The sequence below is a fragment of the Staphylococcus sp. HMSC034C12 genome (genome assembly GCF_001835895.1).
GTDB classification, from domain to species: Bacteria; Bacillota; Bacilli; order Staphylococcales; family Staphylococcaceae; genus Staphylococcus; species Staphylococcus hominis.
Map to the genome: position 1 here is coordinate 83,137 of NZ_KV826304.1, position 22,187 is coordinate 105,323.

Sequence of the window (22,187 nt, forward strand, 5' to 3'; positions counted from 1 at the left end):
AAAAGAAGAATAGAGGTATAATATATGTTTTCAGCACTATTGCATATTAAAAACTATAAATTATTTCTTATTAATATGATGCTCTTAGGAATGGGTATTGCCATTACAGTGCCATACTTTGTTTTATTCGCAACAAATGAACTAGGAATGTCGACAAATCAGTTTGGTGTTCTTTTAGCTTTGGCTGCAGTCAGTCAATTTACTGTAAATGCGATTGTTGCTAGATTTTCAGATACACATCATCTTAATCGGAAAATACTTATTATTTGTGCACTATTTATGGGAGCACTTAGTTTTTCTATATATTTTTACATCCATCATATATGGCTATTTATTATAGTATATGCGATATTTCAAGGATTATTCGCACCTGCAATGCCCCAATTATATGCATCCGCTAGAGAATCTATTAATGCGTCTTCATCCAGAAATAATGCAAAATTTGCTAATACTGTCTTAAGATCAATGTTCTCTTTTGGCTTTTTATTTGGTCCACTCATTGGTGCATATCTCATTCAATTTATGGGCTACGCAGGGCTATTTGGCGGCACAGTTATCATTTTATTATTTACACTGTTGTTACAAATATTCTTTTATAAAGATTTAAATCTGACTATAAACGAACAAGTTAAAGATACTGCTAGTATTGAAATAACTGCACCTAATATGTTAAAAGATAAAGCTTTATTTATTCCATTTATTGCTTTTATACTTCTACATATTGGTCAGTGGATGTATACAATGAATATGCCATTATTCGTTACAGAATATTTGAAAGAACGAGAAGGTTATGTAGGTACTTTAGCAAGTTTATGTGCTGGCTTAGAGGTGCCTTTTATGGTTATATTAGGGATTTTAGCATCCAAATTATCTACACGCACTTTGCTTATACTAGGAGCCATAAGTGGTGGTCTATTTTATTTTAGTATTGGTATATTTGAAAATATATATATGATGATGATAGGACAAGTATTTTTAGCATTTTATTTAGCGATTTTATTAGGACTGGGTATTAGTTATTTCCAAGATATACTACCTGACTTTCCTGGTTATGCGTCGACTTTATTTGCTAATGCAATGGTAATAGGACAATTATGTGGAAATTTATTAGGTGGCGTAATGAGTCATTGGGTTGGATTAGAAAACGTTTTTTATGTTTCTGCCTTATCTATTTTTATTGGTATGATTTTAATATTGTTCACTAAAGATCAAAAGTTTACATCCTCAACTATGAATATACAATAATTAAAAGAAATGATTATGTATGAAAATAAAAGTCTGGGACTTTAAATCCTTCGACAAATGAAAAAGACCACTTTTTCTATTGAAATAATAGAAAAAGGGTCTTTTTTATAATTATTTAATTTATATGTAGCTCAAAGAGTTGTTATGTTTTTGAGAATAATGTTCTAGGCTCTTATTTCATATTTTTATAACACAGTATTTGAATCTTCATCAACAAAATGATGTTCTATATAGAAAGCAATAGGTGTAATAATTATAGAAATGATAATAAATGCCCAATTATTAATTTGAATACTAGGTCCATATGCTAAAAATGACTGTGGAATAAAAAATACATAAAATAGTGCTACTACTAGTAATGCAATAATACAGTAATTAAACCACCAAATCCAATGCGAATTATTAAAACACTGTAATTGAACAGTTTTAAAAACGACTAAAATAAAGAGAAATATAATAGTTAAACCAATGATGAGCGTAATAGGAAAGGTATATAAATATACTTCATTATGATTATCAGGAACAAAAAAACCGATAAACCCCTTAAAGAAAAAGAATATACCCATTAAAAAGATAAAATTTCTAAAAATAGATTTAACAATATTTTTAAATGTTTCATTTGGTAGGGATTTAAGTTGTTTTTTAGCGTGTGCTTTTGGGTCATGATCGAAAAATTCAAGAGCTAAAGTTCCATCATTTTCTGCGGCAAGTAACTCCTTCAAAATACGATTGAGCATGAGTTCACTATCATGCGGATTTACACGTAAATCTGATCTAATATAAGTCATATAGTTTTCAAAGATTTCTCGATCCGTATTATTTAAACGCATGGATTTCACGTTGTTTTCGCGGGCTAATGTTGCAGTCGATTTCATTTATTATCCCCTTAAAAATAAAAATGTTTAAAAGTTTTAAAAGTTGATTATTATATATTAAATATGAATAATCATATCATAGTTATGTAAAGAATATAATGTATAAATAGGGAGAATATAAAATGAGAAGTCTTTCAATTACTGATGATCAATTAATTGAGAATATTGCAAGTATTCATGAATATTACTTAGAAAAAAGTGGATTAAATTATCATGCTACAACGCTCTCTATAGCTTTAAGACAAGAAATGATTGAGAGAAGATTAAACATGAACCAAGATATTATTTATGTTATTGAGTCAAAACATGATTTTAGAGAACCTTCTGCTTTCATTTGGGGTCATTTTGAAACGAGTACGAAAGTGGTAACGATTGAAATGTTATATACACACCCTCATTGTCGAAACAGTGGGATAGCTACTAATTTAAAATTGGCATTAGAACAATGGGCGATAGAAAAAGATGCACATTCTATCGAAAGCACAGTGGATGCGAATAATGAACAAATGATTCATATCAATCGTGAACAAGGATATGATATAACTCATGTTAAAATGCGAAAAGACTTAAAATAATAAAATGAATCATGCCACATTTCATGTTAAAATAAGTGTTATTGATATATATTTAAAGGAGAAATATATGAAGAAGTGGATTGTACTTTTACTATTAGCGACTTTAATATTGTCAGCATGTGGTAAAAGTGAAGAAAAAGTATCTTTAGAAAATGATATTAAACAGCTAGAAAAAGAAAATAAAGATTTAAAAAATGAAAAAAATAATCTAGAGAAACAAAAAGAAAAGCTCAATGCGCAACGAGAAAAGTTACAAAAAGAAGTAGATAGTTCTGTTGCCAAAGAATCAGTTAAACAAGAAACTGAAAAATCCAAAAAGGATAACTCAAGTCAAACGAATTTATCAAATGAAAGTTCTAGTAGTACTGAAGAACAAAGTAGTGACTCAAATAGTGAACAATCAAGTAATAATACAAGCTCTAGTTCGTCTACAGAGAACAACTAATATCGGTTTTAAAAGGCTGCAGGTTTGGCGATAGAATAAGAAGGGTAATAGTATTTAAATACATTTTGAATATAATATCCATATATTTGAAAATAAAGTTTAAAAATATAATAATAAAATTCAGCACATAATTTATAGTATTGGAGAGATAACTATGCATGAACATGATTTTCAAATTCTAGAGGGACGTGACATTACACTTCCAGAATTAGGTAAAGAGATTGAAAATATTACTGGACGTACAGTAACTCATTCAACTGGAGACATTAAACGTGTTGTAGCACACTTGCCAAATTTTGAATCAGAAAGTGATACTTTTGTAGCTACTTTTAAACTTAATCATCGTAATGATTATATCGATGCAACATTTGTAGCACCTAAAAATCAACGTGATAAGTTAAAAGAAATTCCAGTACATATCGAATTAATAAGTTATATTTCAAAAAATTAATAATTTTTTAATCAAAATGAACGAAACGAAGTGTGTTATGGTTATATACTCCATGTCACACTTTTTTCATAATTGTATTTGGGTAATGGAGTGTGGATAAATGGTTGTTTATATAGAAACAGAAAGATTGAGATTGCGTGATTGGGAAGAAAAAGATTTATTATCTTTTCAAAAAATGAATGCAAATCCTCAGGTAAGACGCTATTTTCCAAGTCTATTAAGTTATAGACGTTCAGAATTAGATATGCAACGAATGGATGATATTTTAAAAGAAAAAGGAATTGGGCTGTTTGCTGTTGAGCTTAAAGAGACAGGAGCATGGCTAGGATATATAGGGTTAAACTACTTACCAAAAGATAGTAAATATCCTTTTGAAAATTTACCTATATATGAAATTGGATGGCGACTTATCCCTGAAGTATGGGGGAATGGTATTGCTACTGAAGGTGCTATGGCTGTTTTAGAGTATGCAAAAGAAAAAGGCATAGAAGAAGTATTTAGTCTTACTGCTGAGGGGAATTTGGCCTCTCGAAAAGTAATGGAAAAAATTGGGATGTCATTATTTGATTATTTTGAACTACCTGACCTAAGTAAATATCATCCACTTAAAAGACATGTAAGATATCAAAAAAAGTTAAACATATAAATATTAATAAATAAATACTAGAAGATAAATAGAAACCCTAGAGGCTTTTAGCATATTAAAAGTTATGGACTACATTAAAAATGTGACGATAAAAAACAAATTTATTTCTAGTCCTAGACGCAAATATAGAAACACTTAACACGAAAGTCTCTATATTTGATGCCGAAACTAGGATGGGCCAACAAATTCAGAAAGAATTCGTTGGCCCATCTTTTTTATAATATTAATCAATCATAGGTTCTAACACCAAGAGGTTTATAATTAAGTAATCCATCAATTAGAGCCTCTTTAGTGTCATATAAAGGTGCTAACTCTTTATATTTTTTATCGATAAAACCTTCTTCAATCATATGATCAATCAAAATTTGAAGCGGATTAAAGAATCCATTTAAATTAAAGATGCCGATTGGTTTTTGATGTATACCAATTTGTGCCCAGCTATACATTTCGAAAAATTCTTCAAGAGAACCAGCTCCTCCTGGTGCCATAACAAAAGCATCTGCTAATTCAGTCATTTTTTCTTTGCGTTCGTGCATTGAGTCTACAAGAATGAGCTCACTTACTTTTTGACTTGTAATTTCACGTTCATCTAACATTTTAGGCATCACTCCAATTGCACGGCCTCCGTAATCTAGTACGCCATCTTGAATAGCGCCCATGATACCTACTGAACCCGCTCCAAAAATGAGTTCATAACCTTGTTCAGCCATATATTTTCCTAATTGATATGCTTCTTTAACATAAATAGGATTATTCCCTTTACTTGCTCCACAATATACTGCTATACGTTTCATTTTGTATCCTCCATTAATTGATTAAGTAAGGTTTGAAAAACATCACAAAAATGCTGTCGGTCTGCTTTTGAAAAAGGGGAGGGTCCTTTATGACGTCCACCTTGTTTTCTAATTTGTGCATTATTATAACGCTGTTGAAGTAATATATCTATATTATTTTCGTTATAGATAAATCCTTTATGATGCATTATAATTCTAGCTTTCTTTAGTAACAAACTAGCTAATCCATAATCTTGAGTAATCACAATATCGCTAGTTGTTACAAGTTGTATAATTTTGTAATCCACTGCATCTGGTCCATCATCAACGTATAATATATTTACATGACTTGGATAATGAGAATGAGAAAAATGACTAAAGCTCCGTAAAATCGTAACAAAAAAGCCTGTCTCAGCTGTTAAATCAATAATTTCATTAACGACTGGACAAGCATCACCATCAACAAATATGGTTGTCATTATTTATTTGTAGCCTTTTCTGAATGTAAAACTTTATCTTGAGTGATAATACTGTCGGCATTATAGTTATCATATTTCTTCATTTCTTTAATTCGCTGTTTTTCATTATGTTTTTGAATTTTTTCTTCTTCTTTATGACGTTTATCAATATTTTTTTGAAGTTTTTTCTCTAATTTAGAAGATTGTTTATGGTTCTTTTTAGCTAATTTTGATCCTTTTTTCTTAATATATTTAGGATCATTTTCTTTAGCAATTTTTTTGAGTTCACGCTTATTATCGAACTCTTGTTTTTTATCACCAAAGTAATCTTTAACACTAGATGCCTTATTTGCTACCGTATGTGTAGCATGTGAAGTTGCATGCGAAGCTTTTTGAACATCTGGATGAGACTTAATTTTTTTACGTTCTACAACTAGTGGTACGATAAATATCGGTAACACGTTAATTGCTGTTTTAATAACTTGTTTTTTGTCCATACTCGTTGCCCCCATAAAATTTTCTTTCTCTTTCATTACCCTATGATACAGGAATTCAAACGATTGCACTAGATTAAAATAGTTATCTAAAATTTTTATAAAAAAACACTAAAATTCAAAAAGAATTTTAGTGTGATATCATTAAATACCTTTACCAATACCGAATCCGAAATAAAGAATAGCAATGAAAATAACTAGTACGATTCGATAAATCGCAAATGGTACTAACTTCACTTTATTAATTAAATGTAAGAACGTTTTAATTGCAATTAAACCGACAATAAATGCTGCTAAGAATCCAATAATATAAAATGGGACATGTGCAAGATCAATATATTGATAATTTTTAAGTAATGATAATGCACTTGCAGCTAACATAATTGGGACTGCCATAATAAACGTGAAATCAGAAGCAGATTTATGATTGAGTTTCATTAATACCCCAGTAGAAATTGTTGATCCAGATCTACTGAAACCAGGCCACATTGCAACTGCTTGAGAAATACCAATGACAAATGCTTGGAAATAATTAATTTGATCGACTGTTTGCGGGTGCTTTACTTTAGTACTGTATTTATCAGCAATAATCATATAAATAGCACCAATGAATAAACCAATCATTACAGTGGGTACACTAAATAAATGCGCTTCAATAAAGTCATCAAAAAGAACACCTAAAATTCCAGCTGGAATCATACCTACTAATACATGGAGTAAGTTCAATCGGTGAGGTTTAGAACGCATTCCCTCACTATGAGCAACATGTTTGTATTTTCCGATATGTAACATTTCGAAGTAACGTTCACGGAACACCCATGCAGCAGCAAACACAGAACCGAGTTGAATGACAATTTTAAAAGTAAAAGCTGAATGAGAACCTAAAAATTGAGACGATTGTAACCACATATCATCTACAAGAATCATATGTCCTGTAGATGAAACAGGAGCAAATTCAGTAAGACCTTCTACAATACCTAAAATTAACGCCTTAATAAATTCAATAATTATCATAAGTAACCTCTTTCTTTTATGTAAAAAATGAACTTTCATTTATGCTAAATGTTTTATTTTAAAAAATTCACTTTATTATCATAGCATATTGAAATAATAATTTACTAATAATTACCGGTGGATATGATAATAATGTCATGTTGTTTTGAAATAAAAAAACTATTTTGTTGTATTGTGTGAAAGATGATGAATTCAAAGAAATGACATAATATTGTCACTTAACTTTGAAATCAATTAAATGATTATTTGTGATCAAGCTTCTATAATAAAGCATTAGGTGAAGAAAGTTGAAAAATTTAATGAGTTTAGTCTTTAAATATAAATTATTTCCAATTTTTATGGGAATGACTAGTGTATTGTTAGCCATATGTGTAGTGATTCAAAATATTGGAATTGCTAGGTTTTTGAATCAAGTCTTGTACCACAAGGTTTCAGCTATTTATCCATTGTTATTTACTATTTTAATCGTATTAATTTTGAGAGTAACGTTTAATATGTTGAATCAACGATTAGGGGATATTTTAGCTTACAAAGTTAAACATGACCTTCGTCAAAAAATAATAACAAGTAAGTCTAAAGCTTCAATTGGCGTACAAACAAACATTTTAACTGAAGTTATAGATGGAATTACACCCTTTTTTAATAATTACTTGCCGCAAGTGTTTAAATCTATGTTCATACCACTCGTCATTATTAGTGTAATGTGTTTTATACATCTTAATACTGCTATTATTATGGCGGTTACTGCACCATTTATTCCATTGTTTTATATTATTTTTGGCTTGAAAACACGAGACGAATCTAAAGAACAAATGATGTATTTAAATCAATTCAGCCAACGCTTTTTAAATATAGCTAAAGGTTTGATTACTTTAAGACTATTTAGACGAACAACGGAGACGGAAAATCGTATTTATAGAGAGAGCACACACTTTAGGGATTTAACGATGAAAATTTTGAAAAGTGCATTTCTATCTGGTCTTATGCTTGAGTTTATAAGTATGTTAGGTATTGGTTTAATTGCACTAGAAGCGACGTTAAGTTTAGTCGTGTTTCACCATATCAATTTTAAAATTGCTGTAATTGCGATTATTTTAGCACCAGAATTTTACAATGCAATTAAAGATTTAGGTCAAGCCTTCCATACTGGTAAACAAAGTGAAGGAGCAAGTGATATTATTTTTGATTTTTTAAATAATATTGAAGAATCAAATATTAACACGCCTACCATAAATCAGAATCAGCAAAATCAAATTTACTTCGATAAAGTAAGTTATCAATACCCTAATACGACCCTATATGCATTAAAAGATATAACTTTTTCAATCAATCAAGGAGAAAACATTGCAATTGTTGGTCCCAGTGGTGCTGGAAAATCCACACTAGCGAATCTGATTAAGCAAATGATAACACCTACAAAAGGTCGTATTATATTTAATTCTGAAGTTACAGATATAGGTATGTTAAACCAACATCCATATATTTTTTCGGCGTCTGTTAAAGATAATATTACAATGTTTAATGAGGTTTCAGATGAAAAAATTTTACAAACTTTAGAAACAGTAGGACTTAAAGAAAAGATTTTAAGCTTAAATAAAGGAATTCACACTGTAATTGGTGAAGGTGGGGAAATGTTATCTGGAGGTCAAATGAGAAGAATAGAACTTTGTAGAGTACTATTACTACGTCCAAGTATTCTAATATTTGACGAGCCTACTACAGGTTTAGATATTGAAACTGAACGTATTGTTCAACAAACATTAGAGCATAACTTTAAGCATGCTACTACAATTACAATCGCGCATCGTAATTCGACTATACGTCGTGCAACACGACGTTTATATGTAAAAGAAGGTCATCTTATTAAAGATGATAATCAAATTTCTACGCAATTAAATAAGGTGGTGAATAAAGATGAAACCACATATTAAATTTCATTTAGATAAAGATTTATTTTTAGCTATATTAGTCAGCATTACTGGAAGCCTAATAGCACTTACAATGTTCTTCCTAAGTGGATATATGGTAACTCAAAGTGCACTAGGCATGCCTATTTACGCATTGATGATACTTGTCGTTTCTGTAAAATTATTTGGATTTTTACGTGCTATTACGCGATATGTTGAAAGATTATTATCCCATCGAACTACATTTACAATGTTAAGGAATATAAGAGTACAGTTTGTAAAGCAACTTTTTCCAAGAGTGCCTAATATTTATCGTAAATTTAGATCGAGCGATTTAATCTCAAGAATGGTTAATAAGGTGGAGTCACTGCAAAATATATATTTACGTGTATATTATCCCCCTTTTGTAATAGGTTTAACTGCGCTAATTGCTGCTGTTGCATTAATTTATTTTAGTATTGCTCATGCTATATTAATTGTCATAAGTATGCTATTTTATTTATGGATTATACCATGGTTAAGTGCTAAGCGTGTACGTATACTTAAACAACAAGTTACTACTCATGAACAAAAAATGTTGGCTGAGTTTTATGATTATAAAGCGGGTTATCAAGAGTTAATTACTTTTAATCAACAAGATGCATATAAAAAGAAAGTCGTTAAATCATTAGAATATTATGATAGGTTACAAGCTAAAGAAAATCGATTTTTAACATTTTATGATTATATATTGAATCTCATTTCTATTGTAACGATTTTTTTAAGTTTAGCTTTAGTCGTGATACAAATTGAACATGGATATTTAGATGTTATATATGTAACGAGTATGATATTAATGATTTTAACTTTGTTCGAACAGGCTATTCCAATGAGTAATTTTGCTTATTATAAGGCAGATACAGATCAAGCATTAACGGATATTAATGAGGTGTTTAATTCTTCGATAACTACACCTAAGTTAAATGTACAGACAAAACAAGAACCTGTATTTAGTATTTCTAATCTAAACTTTAAATATTTTAATCAAGAAACATTAGTATTAAACGATATTAATTTAACCATCCATAAAGGTGAAAAAGTAGCTATCATTGGACCTTCTGGTTCAGGAAAAAGTACGTTAATGCAACTGCTATGTGGTTTATATGAAACAGAAGAAGGTAGTGTTGAGTTGTATGGTCAACCTATTACTCAAATTAATGAAAACGATAGATATAATGAAATCAATGCGTTATTACAATCTCAACAAATATTTGATGGTACTGTCAGAGAAAATTTATTATCTAATCAAAAAGATGAAAACTTAATCGATGTCTTAAATATGTTGAATTTAAGTTACTTAAATTTGAACACTCAATTGACTTTAGATGGAACTTCTTTATCTGGCGGTGAAATTCAACGTTTATCTTTAGCACGTTTATTTTTAAAATCGTCTAACATTTGGCTATTAGATGAGCCAACTACAGCGCTTGATGAAGATAATACGAACAATGTAATGAAAGAAATTAACAAGCGAGCAGAAACATTAGTTGTTGCTACACATGATTTAGACTTACTTCCATATTTCGATACCATTATCGTAATGGTTGAAGGTGAGGTTGTTGAGTACGGAGATTATGTATCATTAAGTCAAAATAAGGGGTATTTAAATCGCATGATTCATATTAATACATTATAAAATAAAAAACCTGAGATAGCTTTAAAGAATGATCTCAGGTTTTTCACTATTGATAAATATATAAATTACATTTTGAAATGAATAACTTTAATTAGTTTAGTACTAGCATGTCACATTATTTGTTTTCGGTAAAAGCAGTAATAATTTTACCTAATAGACGATTAAGTTCATGGACTTCATCGTTACTCAAAGAAGAAGCAATGGCAACTTTTTGAGATGCATCACTTAGTTCAGGTTTAATATTTTCACTTTTTTCAGTAAGATGAATAAATACTTCACGTTGGTCAATTTCAGAACGTTCCCGTTTAATTAAATCAACGTTTTCCATTCTTTTTAGTAAGGGTGATACTGTACCTGTATCTAAAGCTAATTCAGTGACTACTTTCTTAACATTTACAGGCGATTCTTCCCATAAAATGCTTAAAACTAAGAATTGTGGGTAGGTAAGATTGTACTTTTTAAAGACTTTGTTTGAATAGTAGCGATTTACTTGTCTTTGTGCATTGTACAAACTAAAACAAAGTTGCTCTTTTAAATTGTGTTGTTCAGACATTAAAGTTCTCCTCCAGACATTTATCCGTTTCTCTTTATTTCGGATTAAAGTTCGTCTATGTTGTGTAAAATATAAATTATCACACACTTCATTTCAATGCCATGCTAAAATTAAAGTATGCTTAAATTTTAGAAGAAAACGATATTTTAATCAAGTGTAATCTAACGTACATTTTTATAATATTAATTTCAAATACATTTTATATAGAAATGAGTTTTTAAAATGATAAATAATAAAAATAAAAAAATATCTATTACAATTATTAATGGCTTTTTAGGAAGTGGTAAAACTACATTTTTGAATAATTATATACACCAATTATTAAAAAAAGATAAGAAAATAACAATTATTATGAATGAATTCGGTTCTTTTGACGTTGATAGTTTACTTATCGAAGAAGATATTACTGTAAAATCATTAATCAATGGATGCGTATGTTGTGACTTAAATAATGATTTAGTATTACAGTTACAATCACTGATTAAAGAAGGTGTAAGTCAACACATTCTTATTGAATCGACTGGAATTGCACATCCTTTAGAAGTCTTTGCAGCGTGTCAAGATCCAACAATAGTTAATGACGTGGAAATTCCTAAAATAATAGGCCTTGTTGATGCGTTAAGATTTAATAATAGAATGAAATATACGGCAGAAACGAATGAGTTAATGGAAGAACAAATTAAATATAGTGATGTAATTATTCTTAATAAAATGGATTTAGTGACACAAGTAGAATTAGAAAATATAAAAAAACAATTGGCTTCTATTAATAATAAAGCAACGATTTACGTGACTACATATAGTAAATTAGATGACGTAGTAGTGAAAAATAAATCTACTGATATTAATAGGCATGTTCATGTCCACCATCATAATGTACAATCTATGAAATATACGTTTAGCGCTCCTATTGATCGACAATTATTTTACCAATTTATAATGCGTTTGCCAGATGAAGTATTCAGATTAAAAGGATTTGTAAAATTTAAAGATCAATTGGATGCAATATACGAATTCCAATTTTCAATGGGATTACCTACTTATGGAATAACTGATAGAGAAGTGCCATTAACGATTGTTATTATTGGTGAAATGCTTGATACAACACGTTTGAAAAACCAATTAGAAATGATTCAATTTACTTAAAATGACTCCTTAATTTTTATGTGAGTGGTTATGAGTATTCTAAATTTCTAATAAATATGTCACAGTCTTGTCATGAGAATAAAAAAATAAATCATTTATAATAGAATAAGGAGGATATATTAATGAATCATAATGAAGATAAACGTACTAAACAAATTCGCTTTGAGTTTAAGTGGATTACAATCCCATATTTAATTTTTGCAATTATTATTCTATTGTTAAATATCTTTTTTACAAATATAAAAATCACAATGACACTATTTGGATTGTTCTTTGCTTATAATTTAGGAATATTATTTATCGCATTTATTAATAAGTACAAACGTACACTCATATTAACGCTAATTTTAACTATTTTAAGTGCAGCAACTTTCTTTACTTTATTATACGTTTTTGGACTTAATCGAGAAATATTTGGTTAATAAAAGTATGAATCACCTCATATAAATCAAGTAAAAGGAGTCACTTTAGAATTTGTATTGAATTCTGTAGTCACTCCTTTTAATTTTAAGATAAATAGGGTAGTTAAATTATTAACAAATCCTCAGGCTAGGAGTGAAAGTATGAATATTGGCGTCATTCTCAATAGAGTATTTAGAATAAATAATAATCCATTATTCGAATATATTAATCAACAAAAAGATGACATTGATAAATGTTATCTTATAATTCCTAAGGAAACATTTGAAGAGGAAGGTACAGATAAAAAAGCAAACTATTATTATGGCACTTTAGAAAAATTTTTATATCAGTTGAAAGAACATCATATAGAGCCATATGTCATCAATTACAGTGAACTAGGTATGTTTTGTACTGAACATGATATTAAAGAAATAGTTATGGCGGGCGATATCATGAGTTATCATCAAGAAAGATATGATATTCGACACTTAAAACAAGCGTTTAAAAAGCACGATATATCCGTAATAACTATTAACGTTAATCATTATTTTAAGCCAAGTAACACGATGAATCAGCAAGGACAACCATATAAAGTATTTACAAGTTTTTATAAAGCACACCGTTCAAAACTTAGACAGCATTCTTCGTATCAATATCATTTAAGTGATATCGCTAATAAATGTAGCCAATCACAACAAACTATAACTAATGATTATCATCATGATGGACAATCAGAAGATCAAGCGTTAAACAATTGGCAGGATTATTTAAATCATAGTATTCAAAACTATAAAAAGGATAGAGAGTATCTTCCAGAAGTACTCACTAGTCAATTGAGTATTGCTCTAGCATATGGTCTGATAGATATTAAACAAATTATTACAGATTTATTAGAACGATATGAGGAAAATGAAAATAATTACGAAAGTTTTATTAGAGAAGTAATGTTTCGTGAGTTTTATTATGTTCTTATGGCTCAATATCCTCATAGTGCACATGAAGCATTTAATGAAAAATACCGTACTATACAATGGTCTTATAACAAAGAAGAGTTTAATCGCTGGTGTGAAGGTAAAACTGGTTTTCCTATTATTGATGCTGCTATGAATGAATTAAATGAGACAGGATTTATGCATAATCGCATGCGGATGGTAGTCTCTCAATTTTTAACTAAAGATTTGTTTATTGATTGGGCTTGGGGCGAAGATTATTTTAGAAAAAAATTAATCGATTATGATGCAGCTTCAAATGTACATGGTTGGCAATGGTCAGCTTCAACTGGGACAGATGCTGTGCCGTATTTTAGGATGTTTAATCCTACTAGACAAAGTGAACGTTTTGATAAAGACGCTTTATATATCAAAAAATATATTCCTATATTCGATAATGTGCCCGCAAAATTCTTACATCACCCATTTCAATATCAAACACAATTAGTAAAAAAAGGAATACAATTAGGTGAAGATTATCCTAAACCAATTGTAGATCATAAAGTTGCGCGCGAATATGTGATGACAATATTTAAAAATATATAAAAAAAGAGCTAGGGGAAGGAAACAGAGTTCACATTGAGTTCATGTTTCAACCCCTAGCTTTTTTAAATACATAACTAAACGTCTTATAAAATTTTTCTACATGAATAAACTGTATTAAATAGAAATATATCAATGTGCCATTCTTATCCCTTTAATGAATAATAAAATGACAAATTGAAGTAGCATCATTAATGAAATAAATATTAAACTACTACCATTTAAGGCACGAATGACTTCTGTGATAATAGTAAAGGGACGGGTAATTAAATGAACAGTATGAAATCTCAAAAATCTACCCATAAATATTCCTAAACCATTTAAAAACATAAGTGTTATTAATAAACATCGATTTAACCATAGCTTTGAAGTGAAATGAGATAAATGAACAAATATGAGAGCCATGCAATAAATCGCAAAAAATACACTTAACAGTAAGAAAGTAAAGTATAACCATTCTGTTAAATTAAGTTGAACGTAAAAATCAAATGTAAACTGATTAAGATGAATAAGATCAGTAACCATATAAAATGTATTGGGTACTAATAAAATAAAAATAAGAGCAAAAATAATAAATATAGGCCATTCAAATTTTTTTCTAGGTTTAAATAAATCTAATAAGAAACATAATTCAAGTGGAATGTAAGCTAAAAATAAATTCAAGCTTACAAAGTTAAATACACGTGTTTCAAATAAAGATATTACAAAAAGAATAATAAAATAGATTCTTGCAATATAACGTGAAGTCATAATATGCACTACTTTCTAACGATTTAGTTGAATTATTATAGTAAAGGTTAAAGGCGAAGTAATCAAGAAAAAAGAAGGTAGAATAATTAAAGTTAGAGAAGCATTAATAATTGTAAAATGGATGTGTAATCTGTAAGAAAAGAATCTCAATAATTTTAAATACGTGATGTCATATGTATCATTAAGATAATTTGATTATACATAACATAAATGTAAAATACTTTGAATAACTATTAAGTAAGTAAGATGGTATATTTTAAAATAAAAAATAATATATAATAGTATCTAAATGAAAAATTTAGAATTTTTAACTTTTCTCAGAATATGAATTAGATGAATTTCATTAAGAGTATTTAATTATAGATAAAAGAGAGGTGGTCTTATATGAAAAAGCAATTATTTACATTATATTTTAATATATTTTTAATATTCGTTGGAATTGGCCTTGTTATTCCTGTTCTTCCAGTATATTTGAAAGATTTAGGATTAAAAGGAAGCGATTTAGGAATTTTAGTAGCCATTTTCTCATTGTCCCAAATGATTATTTCTCCTTTTGGAGGAAGTTTAGCTGATAAATTGGGTAAAAAATTAATTATTTGTTTAGGATTAGTATTTTTTACGATCTCTGAGTTCTTATTTGCTATGAGTCATTCTTTTATACTTCTAATAGTATCAAGAATACTTGGAGGTTTTAGTGCAGGGATGGTAATGCCTGGTGTAACAGGAATGATTGCAGATATTTCTAAAGCTAAAGATAAAGCAAAAAATTTTGGTTATATGTCTGCAATTATTAACTCTGGTTTTATTTTAGGACCAGGAATTGGTGGTTTTTTAGCAGAAGTATCACATCGTCTTCCATTTTATTTTGCAGGTGCACTAGGTGTTATGGCGTTTGTTATATCTGTAATATTGATTCGACAACCACAAAATACAGTGGAAAGTCATCATATTCACTTTGAAACAAAAGAACTTTCTAAAATTCAATGGGGTGTTTTTATTACTCCAATTATCTTAACGTTTGTACTTGCTTTTGGTTTGTCTTCTTTTGAGACGTTATTTTCTCTATATACTTCAGCGAAAGCAAACTACGCACCTGGCGATATTTCAATTGCTATTGTAGGTGGTGGTGTTGCAGGAGCAGTATTCCAAATTTTCTTTTTTGATAAATTTATGAGATATACCACTGAACTTACATTTATTACTTGGGCATTATTATATTCTGTCATTGTTATATTTAGTCTTATAATCGCTCATAGTTACTGGTCAATTATGTTAATTAGTTTTATTGTCTTTATTGGATTTGATTTAATTCGACCAGCGCTAACTAATTATTATTCAAATATAGCGGGTAATCGACAAGGTTTTGCTGGAGGACTTAATTCTACATTTACAAGTATGGGTAATTTTGTAGGCCCATTGGTAGCAGGTTCATTATTTGATGTTAATATTGAATTTCCTTTATATATGTCTATTATTGTAATGTTATTTGGGATAGTAATTATTTTCATAGAGAAAAATTTAAAGTTAAATCGTAGCGGATGTGATTAAATAAGTTTTATATATTTTATATAATAGAAATGTAACAATAAAAAGTCGTTAGGTAATATAACTGTTACAAAGATTACAATTATTTTAAATTGCCTTCTACTGAATTATTTTATCTATATTTGTATGTTAAGATATAAAAAAATTCAAAGAGAAGTGTGGGTAAGGAGATGAATTTAAAAAATATATTGTTAAGTGTGGTAGCTATCATTTTATCAATTTGTTTGGCATTTCTATTATTTATCGCAACGAATCAAAATGCCTTAGCTAAGGTACATCGAACAATTTCTACTTTTTCAAAAGTCGGAAGTATTGTCGAAACTAAAAATATATTAAATATAAACAGCAATCACACTGCCGAAGCTTCTGAGAAAAATCAAACGCAACACAAAGCAGATATTCGTCAAAATCAAAACGTTAATTATAGGTTAAATGAGAAAGCTCAAGAAAAATATTTATACTCAACAGAGGAATGTAAAATGATAATTGAAAATTATATGCAACAAAATTATAAACAGCCTGTAAAGTTAGAGCGTTTGAATGAAACTAATCAAGCCATCACTTTTGAAGCGTACCCAGAAAACAAAAAAGCAGAAGATATAACAATTAATAAAGTGGGTAAAGTTGAGATAATTTCTGCAAATTAAGTTAAATAAACATGTAATATAAAATCAGAGTAAGAAAGTGAAATCTAAAGATTTCTATCTTACTCTATTTTTTATTAGTCAAAAAGAGTAGTAAAATGGGATATATAAAGAAGATAAATGAGGTGTTACATTGAAACATAAGAAAACTAATGCAATGAGAATGCTTGATAGAGCCAAGATTAATTATTCAGTAAATACATTTGAAATAGGTGAAGAACATTTAGATGGAGAAACAATTGCGGAATTAGTGCATGCGAATGTGAAAGACGTTTATAAAACATTAGTATTAGAAAATGCTAATCATGATCATTTTGTATGTGTTATACCAGTCAGTGAAACATTAGACTTAAAAGAAGCGGCACATGTCATAGGTGAAAAGAAACTTAATTTGATGCCGATGGATGATTTAAAAAAAGTTACTGGTTATATAAGAGGAGGGTGTTCTCCAATAGGAATGAAACATTCGTTTCCAACGATTATTGATGAGTCAGCTTTATCACGAGACAAAATCAATGTGAGTGGTGGTCAACGAGGCATGCAAATTATACTTGAACCTAATGATTTAATTGCAGTTACACAGGCACAAACAGCGCGTATTACTCAACATTAAATGTATTAGCAGAGTGAGCAATGATATACATTGTGAACACTCTGTTAATTTTTCGATTTTTTGAACGTTTTTGAACGTTTTTGATAATTTTTGATTGAAATATGTAAGCGCGAACACTATAATAAAAGTTGTAAAGGAGTGTTAAAGATGATCTCTGAAAAACGACAAAGTTTAATTTTACAAGAACTTAAGAAAAAAGATTTTTTATCACTCCAAGAGTTAATTGAACGAACAGGTTGTAGTGCTTCAACTATAAGAAGAGATTTATCAAAGTTACAACAACTTGGACGTCTTCAACGTGTTCATGGTGGTGCGACACTTAATAGTCATAGAAATCAAGAACCCATTTTATCTGAAAAACTGTCTACAAATCTAAAAGAAAAAAAAGAAATTGGAAGAAAGGCAGCTTTGCTCATTGAAGATAATGATTGTATTTTTATGGATGCAGGTTCTTCTACAATTGAGATGATTCCATTTATAAAAGCACAAGATATCGTAGTGGTTACAAACGGATTGTCTCACGTTGAAAGATTACTTCAGCGAGGTATTAAAACTTTGATGATTGGTGGAGAAGTAAAAGCTACCACTTTTGCTACTGTAGGAGCAAGTGCCCTTGAAGTTTTAAGACGTTATTGTTTTGATAAAGCTTTCATAGGTATGAATGGCTTAGATTTGAATCATGGATTAACCACACCGGATGAAAAAGAAGCATTAATTAAAGAAAGAGCAATACATCAAGCAACCACATCTTATGTTTTATTAGACCATTCAAAATTAGATGAAATATATTTTGCGCATGTCTCAACCAAATCTTGCCATGTTGAGTACATCGTATCTGAGCAATTACGTCATCATAATCGCTACAACGAATACAAAGAGAAATACCATTTTTAGGAGGTTAATTATGATATATACAGTGACATTTAATCCCTCTATTGATTACATCATGTTTACTGATGGATTTGAGCTAAAAGGACTTAATAGAGCTAGAGAAACATACAAATTTGCTGGAGGAAAAGGTATTAATGTTTCTCGCGTGTTGAAAACCTTAGATGTTTCGTCTACGGCATTAGGATTTGCTGGAGGTTTTCCTGGGGAATTTATTTCTAGTATCTTGGAACAAAGCGATATTAATACGGAGTTTATTAAAGTAAATGAAGATACTCGTATTAATGTTAAATTAAAATCTGGCGATGAAACTGAAATTAATGCACCTGGTCCGAATGTGACTTCTGATCAGTTTGAAGCATTATTAAATCAGATTAGACATACTTCTAAAGAGGACACTGTCATTGTAGCAGGAAGTGTTCCAAAAAGTATTCCGAGTGATGCTTATGCTCAAATTGCAAAAATCACTCAAGAAACAGGTGCAAAATTAGTAGTGGATGCTGAAAGAGATTTAGTTAATACAGTGTTAGAATATCATCCTTTATTTATTAAACCGAATAAAGATGAATTAGAAGAAATGTTTGATGTCACAATTAAATCTGATCAAGATGTCGTTAAGTATGGTAGAGAAATAGTAAAAAATGGATCTCAATCTGTCATTATTTCTTTAGGTGGAGATGGTGCCATATATGTTGATGAGACAAGAAGTATTAAAGCCCAAAATCCTAAAGGTGAAGTTGTAAATACAGTAGGATCTGGTGACAGTACAGTTGCAGGTATGGTAGCGGGTCTTGAGTCGGGACTCTCACTTGAAGAAGCATTTCGCCAAGCAGTAGCTTCAGGTACGGCTACAGCATTTAATGATGACTTAGCATTAAAAGAAGATATAGAAAAAATCAAGTCACAAGTTACAATTTCTGTACTTGATGGGGAGTGATAGAGATGAGAATAACAGAATTACTTACTAAAGAAACAATTGCTATGGATTTATCAGCTAGTGATAAAAATGGCGTCATTGATGAATTAGTTAATCAATTAGATTCAGCTGGTAAATTAAGTGATATAGCTCAATTTAAGGAAGCGATTCATAATCGTGAGTCACAAAGCACAACGGGAATTGGTGAAGGAATAGCCATTCCACATGCTAAAGTAGCAGCAGTGAAATCACCTGCGATTGCTTTTGGTAAATCAAAAGAAGGTGTGGACTATCAAAGTTTAGATGGCCAACCTGCACATTTATTCTTTATGATTGCAGCGCCAGAGGGTGGTGCACAAACACATTTAGATGCATTAGCTAAATTGTCAGGTATTTTAATGGACGATAAAGTAAGAGAAAATTTATTACAGGCTAATTCAGAAGAAGAAATACTTCGTATTATTGATAATGCTGATGACGAAGCGACTAAAGAAGAAGAAAAAGAAGCTCAAGAGCAAGAGGCTGAAGCACAAGCAACAACTGGTGCATCAGCGAATGATAATGCTAACGAATCTTACGTTTTAGCTGTAACAGCGTGTCCAACAGGTATTGCACATACGTATATGGCCCGTGATGCTTTGAAAAAACAAGCAGAAAAAATGGGAGTTAAAATAAAAGTTGAAACAAATGGTTCAAGTGGTATTAAAAACCATTTAACTCAACAAGATATTGAACGTGCAACTGGGATTATTGTAGCTGCCGATGTTCATGTAGAAACAGATCGTTTCGATGGTAAAAATGTAGTTGAGGTTCCAGTAGCAGACGGGATTAAACGTCCTGAAGAGTTAATCAATACAGCACTTGATACAAGTAGAAAACCATTTAAAGCACATGGTGGACAAAGAAATACAGATAAAGATAGTAATGATGAAAAATTAAGTCCAGGTAAAGCATTTTATAAACACTTAATGAATGGTGTTTCTAATATGTTACCACTTGTTATTGCTGGTGGTATCTTAATGGCGATTGTATTCTTATTTGGTGCCAACTCATTTGATCCAAAAAGCCCTGAACATAATGCGTTTGCAGAACAATTGTGGAATATTGGTAATAAGAGTGCCTTTGCATTAATTATTCCAATCTTAGCTGGTTTCATTTCTCGTAGTATTGCAGATAAACCAGGTTTTGCAGCTGGCCTAGTTGGCGGTATGTTAGCAATTTCTGGTGGCTCTGGATTTATCGGTGGTATTATTGCTGGTTTCTTAGCGGGTTATTTAACACAAGGTATCAAATATATTACTCGTAATTTACCTCAAGCAGTTGAAGGTTTAAAACCAACATTAATTTATCCACTATTAAGTGTGACGATTACTGGATTATTAATGATTTATGTATTTAATCCACCTGCAGCATGGTTAAACAACCTATTATTAAATGGTTTAAATAGTTTATCTGGTTCTAACATTATGCTATTAGGACTAGTTATTGGAGCTATGATGGCAATTGATATGGGAGGTCCATTCAATAAAGCGGCCTATGTATTTGCGACAGCAGCTTTAACTGAAGGTAATGCTGCACCAATAACAGCAGCAATGGTTGGTGGTATGATTCCACCATTGGCAATTGCCACAGCAATGTTTATCTTTAAACGTAAATTTACAAAAGAGCAACGTGGCTCAATCGTACCTAACTATGTTATGGGTCTATCATTTATTACAGAAGGTGCTATACCTTTTGCAGCTGCTGACCCATTACGTGTGATTCCATCAATGATGGTCGGTTCAGGTGTTGCTGGAGCGATTGCATTAGGACTTGGTTCAAGAATTAATGCACCACATGGTGGTATCATCGTTATAGCAGCAACAGACTTTAGTCATATCATCCAAACTATCATTGCTTTAATTATAGGTACACTTGTTTCAGCAGTACTTTATGGTTTACTGAAACCAAAATTAACAGAACAAGAAATTAAAGCTTCAGAATCTATGGATGAATAATCAACATTGGTTTAATGAGCCTGAGACATAATGAGTTGTCTCAGGCATTTTTTATATATTAATATTTGTTAATTGAATCGAAAACGTGTTGCCTCAAAGCTATTTTAAGGAATACTAGCATCGAGATCTTTGTAAAAAAGGCAATATTCAAAGAAATTTGGATTGGAGCCTCAGCAAAAAGGGTTTCCTGAGAAACCCAACGTTCAACGAAAGCTGGGGTTACATTATCGAGGAGATTAACGAATTCTGTCCAATCTTTTATTATATAGTTAATATGTAATTAAAAAGATATAGCGATATATATACTTGACTATTACTATAGATTAGTTTTAAATGGGAATTTGAGTTTAAGAAACAAATAACCATCTTGGACTATTATTGCACTTTTATAGTGCTTAATTAAAAAATCCCTCATATATCGTTTTTCTGATTTTCTTAAAAATTTATTACAAGGACCATTGAAGTATATATGAAATAGTAGGAAGAAAATCAGTATATAATGCTTTTTAAATGATTTTAAATGTTAAAAGCTTTCTTATTCTTATTTAACCATTTAGTATAGAAATATGGTAAAATTAAAGTAATACATTTTTTTGGGGGTGTCTTGATGGGAAGGTCTTAACATGCTTTTATAACGGTGATA

Annotated in this window: 22 protein-coding genes and 1 pseudogene; 16 read left to right on the forward strand and 7 right to left on the reverse strand. The window is 30.1% G+C overall.

Going from position 1 to position 22,187, the window contains the following annotated elements:
* Positions 1-24: 24 nt before the first annotated feature.
* Positions 25-1,245, forward strand: a complete 1,221-nt coding sequence (locus HMPREF2629_RS00430) for a sugar efflux transporter (protein ID WP_017175986.1) — start codon at positions 25-27, stop codon at positions 1,243-1,245.
* A 185-nt stretch (positions 1,246-1,430) separates the two neighbouring features.
* Here HMPREF2629_RS00430 and HMPREF2629_RS00435 read toward each other — a convergent pair whose 3' ends face one another.
* Positions 1,431-2,120 (reverse strand): DUF1129 family protein, encoded by a 690-nt coding sequence (locus HMPREF2629_RS00435; RefSeq protein ID WP_017175985.1) that lies wholly within the window; start codon positions 2,118-2,120, stop codon positions 1,431-1,433.
* A gap of 122 nt (positions 2,121-2,242) precedes the next feature.
* Here HMPREF2629_RS00435 and HMPREF2629_RS00440 point away from each other — a divergent pair, with 122 nt between their 5' ends.
* The 4 genes from HMPREF2629_RS00440 (at position 2,243) to HMPREF2629_RS00455 (ending at position 4,237) form a co-directional block, all read left to right on the forward strand.
* Positions 2,243-2,695, forward strand: coding sequence for a GNAT family N-acetyltransferase (locus tag HMPREF2629_RS00440; RefSeq protein WP_019834911.1), 453 nt, complete (start codon positions 2,243-2,245; stop codon positions 2,693-2,695).
* A 67-nt stretch (positions 2,696-2,762) separates the two neighbouring features.
* A complete protein-coding gene (locus HMPREF2629_RS00445; RefSeq protein ID WP_017175983.1) occupies positions 2,763-3,140 on the forward strand; it encodes an SA0632 family lipoprotein in 378 nt (125 codons plus the stop codon).
* 154 nt (positions 3,141-3,294) lie between these two features.
* On the forward strand, positions 3,295-3,591 hold the full coding sequence (locus tag HMPREF2629_RS00450; protein ID WP_070813022.1) for a hypothetical protein: 297 nt from the start codon (positions 3,295-3,297) through the stop codon (positions 3,589-3,591).
* Between the two features lie 100 nt (positions 3,592-3,691).
* A complete protein-coding gene (locus tag HMPREF2629_RS00455) occupies positions 3,692-4,237 on the forward strand; it encodes a GNAT family N-acetyltransferase (protein WP_017175981.1) in 546 nt (181 codons plus the stop codon).
* Positions 4,238-4,464: 227 nt separating this feature from the next.
* Here HMPREF2629_RS00455 and HMPREF2629_RS00460 read toward each other — a convergent pair whose 3' ends face one another.
* The 4 genes and pseudogenes from HMPREF2629_RS00460 to HMPREF2629_RS00475 form a co-directional block, all read right to left on the reverse strand.
* Positions 4,465-5,031 (reverse strand): LOG family protein, encoded by a 567-nt coding sequence (locus tag HMPREF2629_RS00460; protein WP_017175980.1) that lies wholly within the window; start codon positions 5,029-5,031, stop codon positions 4,465-4,467.
* Entirely contained in the window at positions 5,028-5,489 is a 462-nt protein-coding gene (locus HMPREF2629_RS00465; RefSeq protein WP_017175979.1) for a YaiI/YqxD family protein, read from the reverse strand. The genes HMPREF2629_RS00460 and HMPREF2629_RS00465 overlap by 4 nt, the downstream gene beginning before the upstream one ends.
* 23 nt (positions 5,490-5,512) lie before the next feature.
* Positions 5,513-5,965 (reverse strand): annotated as a pseudogene (locus HMPREF2629_RS00470) (hypothetical protein); the annotation flags it as partial.
* A 141-nt stretch (positions 5,966-6,106) separates the two neighbouring features.
* On the reverse strand, positions 6,107-6,976 hold the full coding sequence (locus tag HMPREF2629_RS00475) for an undecaprenyl-diphosphate phosphatase (protein ID WP_017175977.1): 870 nt from the start codon (positions 6,974-6,976) through the stop codon (positions 6,107-6,109).
* A gap of 287 nt (positions 6,977-7,263) precedes the next feature.
* On the opposite strand from HMPREF2629_RS00475, the gene HMPREF2629_RS00480 reads away from it, so the two are divergent.
* Complete coding sequence (locus HMPREF2629_RS00480) at positions 7,264-8,907, forward strand: ABC transporter ATP-binding protein/permease (RefSeq protein WP_070813023.1); 1,644 nt, start codon at positions 7,264-7,266, stop codon at positions 8,905-8,907.
* Positions 8,891-10,558, forward strand: coding sequence for an amino acid ABC transporter ATP-binding/permease protein (locus HMPREF2629_RS00485; protein ID WP_019834915.1), 1,668 nt, complete (start codon positions 8,891-8,893; stop codon positions 10,556-10,558). Before HMPREF2629_RS00480 ends, HMPREF2629_RS00485 begins: the two co-directional genes overlap by 17 nt.
* Before the next feature lie 115 nt (positions 10,559-10,673).
* On the opposite strand, the gene HMPREF2629_RS00490 is transcribed toward HMPREF2629_RS00485, so the two are convergent.
* The gene (locus HMPREF2629_RS00490; protein ID WP_002449577.1) at positions 10,674-11,111 is read right to left on the reverse strand and encodes a global transcriptional regulator MgrA; all 438 of its coding nucleotides are present in this window, start codon (positions 11,109-11,111) and stop codon (positions 10,674-10,676) included.
* A 222-nt stretch (positions 11,112-11,333) separates the two neighbouring features.
* On the opposite strand from HMPREF2629_RS00490, the gene HMPREF2629_RS00495 reads away from it, so the two are divergent.
* The 3 genes from HMPREF2629_RS00495 (at position 11,334) to HMPREF2629_RS00505 (ending at position 14,194) form a co-directional block, all read left to right on the forward strand.
* On the forward strand, positions 11,334-12,257 hold the full coding sequence (locus HMPREF2629_RS00495; protein WP_019834916.1) for a CobW family GTP-binding protein: 924 nt from the start codon (positions 11,334-11,336) through the stop codon (positions 12,255-12,257).
* 122 nt (positions 12,258-12,379) lie between these two features.
* Positions 12,380-12,679, forward strand: a complete 300-nt coding sequence (locus HMPREF2629_RS00500; RefSeq protein ID WP_019834917.1) for a hypothetical protein — start codon at positions 12,380-12,382, stop codon at positions 12,677-12,679.
* 141 nt (positions 12,680-12,820) lie between these two features.
* A complete protein-coding gene (locus HMPREF2629_RS00505; RefSeq protein ID WP_049379643.1) occupies positions 12,821-14,194 on the forward strand; it encodes a cryptochrome/photolyase family protein in 1,374 nt (457 codons plus the stop codon).
* Positions 14,195-14,323: 129 nt separating this feature from the next.
* Here the strand turns inward: HMPREF2629_RS00505 and HMPREF2629_RS00510 are convergent, their stop codons facing one another.
* The gene (locus HMPREF2629_RS00510) at positions 14,324-14,941 is read right to left on the reverse strand and encodes a DUF1361 domain-containing protein (RefSeq protein WP_019834919.1); all 618 of its coding nucleotides are present in this window, start codon (positions 14,939-14,941) and stop codon (positions 14,324-14,326) included.
* Between the two features lie 384 nt (positions 14,942-15,325).
* Here HMPREF2629_RS00510 and norA point away from each other — a divergent pair, with 384 nt between their 5' ends.
* The 6 genes from norA to HMPREF2629_RS00540 all read left to right on the forward strand — a co-directional run bounded on the left by norA (position 15,326) and on the right by HMPREF2629_RS00540 (position 21,544).
* Positions 15,326-16,489, forward strand: coding sequence for a multidrug efflux MFS transporter NorA (gene norA / locus HMPREF2629_RS00515; RefSeq protein WP_061544168.1), 1,164 nt, complete (start codon positions 15,326-15,328; stop codon positions 16,487-16,489).
* A gap of 167 nt (positions 16,490-16,656) precedes the next feature.
* On the forward strand, positions 16,657-17,133 hold the full coding sequence (locus tag HMPREF2629_RS00520; RefSeq protein WP_017175971.1) for a hypothetical protein: 477 nt from the start codon (positions 16,657-16,659) through the stop codon (positions 17,131-17,133).
* 154 nt (positions 17,134-17,287) lie between these two features.
* On the forward strand, positions 17,288-17,743 hold the full coding sequence (ybaK, locus tag HMPREF2629_RS00525) for a Cys-tRNA(Pro) deacylase (protein WP_172457931.1): 456 nt from the start codon (positions 17,288-17,290) through the stop codon (positions 17,741-17,743).
* A 147-nt stretch (positions 17,744-17,890) separates the two neighbouring features.
* Entirely contained in the window at positions 17,891-18,637 is a 747-nt protein-coding gene (locus HMPREF2629_RS00530) for a DeoR/GlpR family DNA-binding transcription regulator (RefSeq protein WP_048682600.1), read from the forward strand.
* Between the two features lie 10 nt (positions 18,638-18,647).
* Positions 18,648-19,568 (forward strand): 1-phosphofructokinase, encoded by a 921-nt coding sequence (pfkB, locus tag HMPREF2629_RS00535; RefSeq protein WP_019834923.1) that lies wholly within the window; start codon positions 18,648-18,650, stop codon positions 19,566-19,568.
* A 5-nt stretch (positions 19,569-19,573) separates the two neighbouring features.
* Positions 19,574-21,544 (forward strand): PTS fructose transporter subunit IIABC, encoded by a 1,971-nt coding sequence (locus HMPREF2629_RS00540; RefSeq protein WP_049434563.1) that lies wholly within the window; start codon positions 19,574-19,576, stop codon positions 21,542-21,544.
* Positions 21,545-22,187 lie beyond the last annotated feature (643 nt).

Excerpts from the sequence above, each read along its gene's own strand:
- HMPREF2629_RS00430 (WP_017175986.1), top strand. The coding sequence starts at position 25 with ATGTTTTCAGCACTATTGCATATTAAAAACTATAAATTATTTCTTATT.
- HMPREF2629_RS00435 (WP_017175985.1), bottom strand. The coding sequence starts at position 2,120 with ATGAAATCGACTGCAACATTAGCCCGCGAAAACAACGTGAAATCCATG.
- HMPREF2629_RS00440 (WP_019834911.1), top strand. The coding sequence starts at position 2,243 with ATGAGAAGTCTTTCAATTACTGATGATCAATTAATTGAGAATATTGCA.
- HMPREF2629_RS00445 (WP_017175983.1), top strand. The coding sequence starts at position 2,763 with ATGAAGAAGTGGATTGTACTTTTACTATTAGCGACTTTAATATTGTCA.
- HMPREF2629_RS00450 (WP_070813022.1), top strand. The coding sequence starts at position 3,295 with ATGCATGAACATGATTTTCAAATTCTAGAGGGACGTGACATTACACTT.
- HMPREF2629_RS00455 (WP_017175981.1), top strand. The coding sequence starts at position 3,692 with ATGGTTGTTTATATAGAAACAGAAAGATTGAGATTGCGTGATTGGGAA.
- HMPREF2629_RS00460 (WP_017175980.1), bottom strand. The coding sequence starts at position 5,031 with ATGAAACGTATAGCAGTATATTGTGGAGCAAGTAAAGGGAATAATCCT.
- HMPREF2629_RS00465 (WP_017175979.1), bottom strand. The coding sequence starts at position 5,489 with ATGACAACCATATTTGTTGATGGTGATGCTTGTCCAGTCGTTAATGAA.
- HMPREF2629_RS00475 (WP_017175977.1), bottom strand. The coding sequence starts at position 6,976 with ATGATAATTATTGAATTTATTAAGGCGTTAATTTTAGGTATTGTAGAA.
- HMPREF2629_RS00485 (WP_019834915.1), top strand. The coding sequence starts at position 8,891 with ATGAAACCACATATTAAATTTCATTTAGATAAAGATTTATTTTTAGCT.
- HMPREF2629_RS00490 (WP_002449577.1), bottom strand. The coding sequence starts at position 11,111 with ATGTCTGAACAACACAATTTAAAAGAGCAACTTTGTTTTAGTTTGTAC.
- HMPREF2629_RS00495 (WP_019834916.1), top strand. The coding sequence starts at position 11,334 with ATGATAAATAATAAAAATAAAAAAATATCTATTACAATTATTAATGGC.
- HMPREF2629_RS00500 (WP_019834917.1), top strand. The coding sequence starts at position 12,380 with ATGAATCATAATGAAGATAAACGTACTAAACAAATTCGCTTTGAGTTT.
- HMPREF2629_RS00505 (WP_049379643.1), top strand. The coding sequence starts at position 12,821 with ATGAATATTGGCGTCATTCTCAATAGAGTATTTAGAATAAATAATAAT.
- HMPREF2629_RS00510 (WP_019834919.1), bottom strand. The coding sequence starts at position 14,941 with ATGACTTCACGTTATATTGCAAGAATCTATTTTATTATTCTTTTTGTA.
- norA (WP_061544168.1), top strand. The coding sequence starts at position 15,326 with ATGAAAAAGCAATTATTTACATTATATTTTAATATATTTTTAATATTC.
- HMPREF2629_RS00520 (WP_017175971.1), top strand. The coding sequence starts at position 16,657 with ATGAATTTAAAAAATATATTGTTAAGTGTGGTAGCTATCATTTTATCA.
- ybaK (WP_172457931.1), top strand. The coding sequence starts at position 17,288 with ATGAGAATGCTTGATAGAGCCAAGATTAATTATTCAGTAAATACATTT.
- HMPREF2629_RS00530 (WP_048682600.1), top strand. The coding sequence starts at position 17,891 with ATGATCTCTGAAAAACGACAAAGTTTAATTTTACAAGAACTTAAGAAA.
- pfkB (WP_019834923.1), top strand. The coding sequence starts at position 18,648 with ATGATATATACAGTGACATTTAATCCCTCTATTGATTACATCATGTTT.
- HMPREF2629_RS00540 (WP_049434563.1), top strand. The coding sequence starts at position 19,574 with ATGAGAATAACAGAATTACTTACTAAAGAAACAATTGCTATGGATTTA.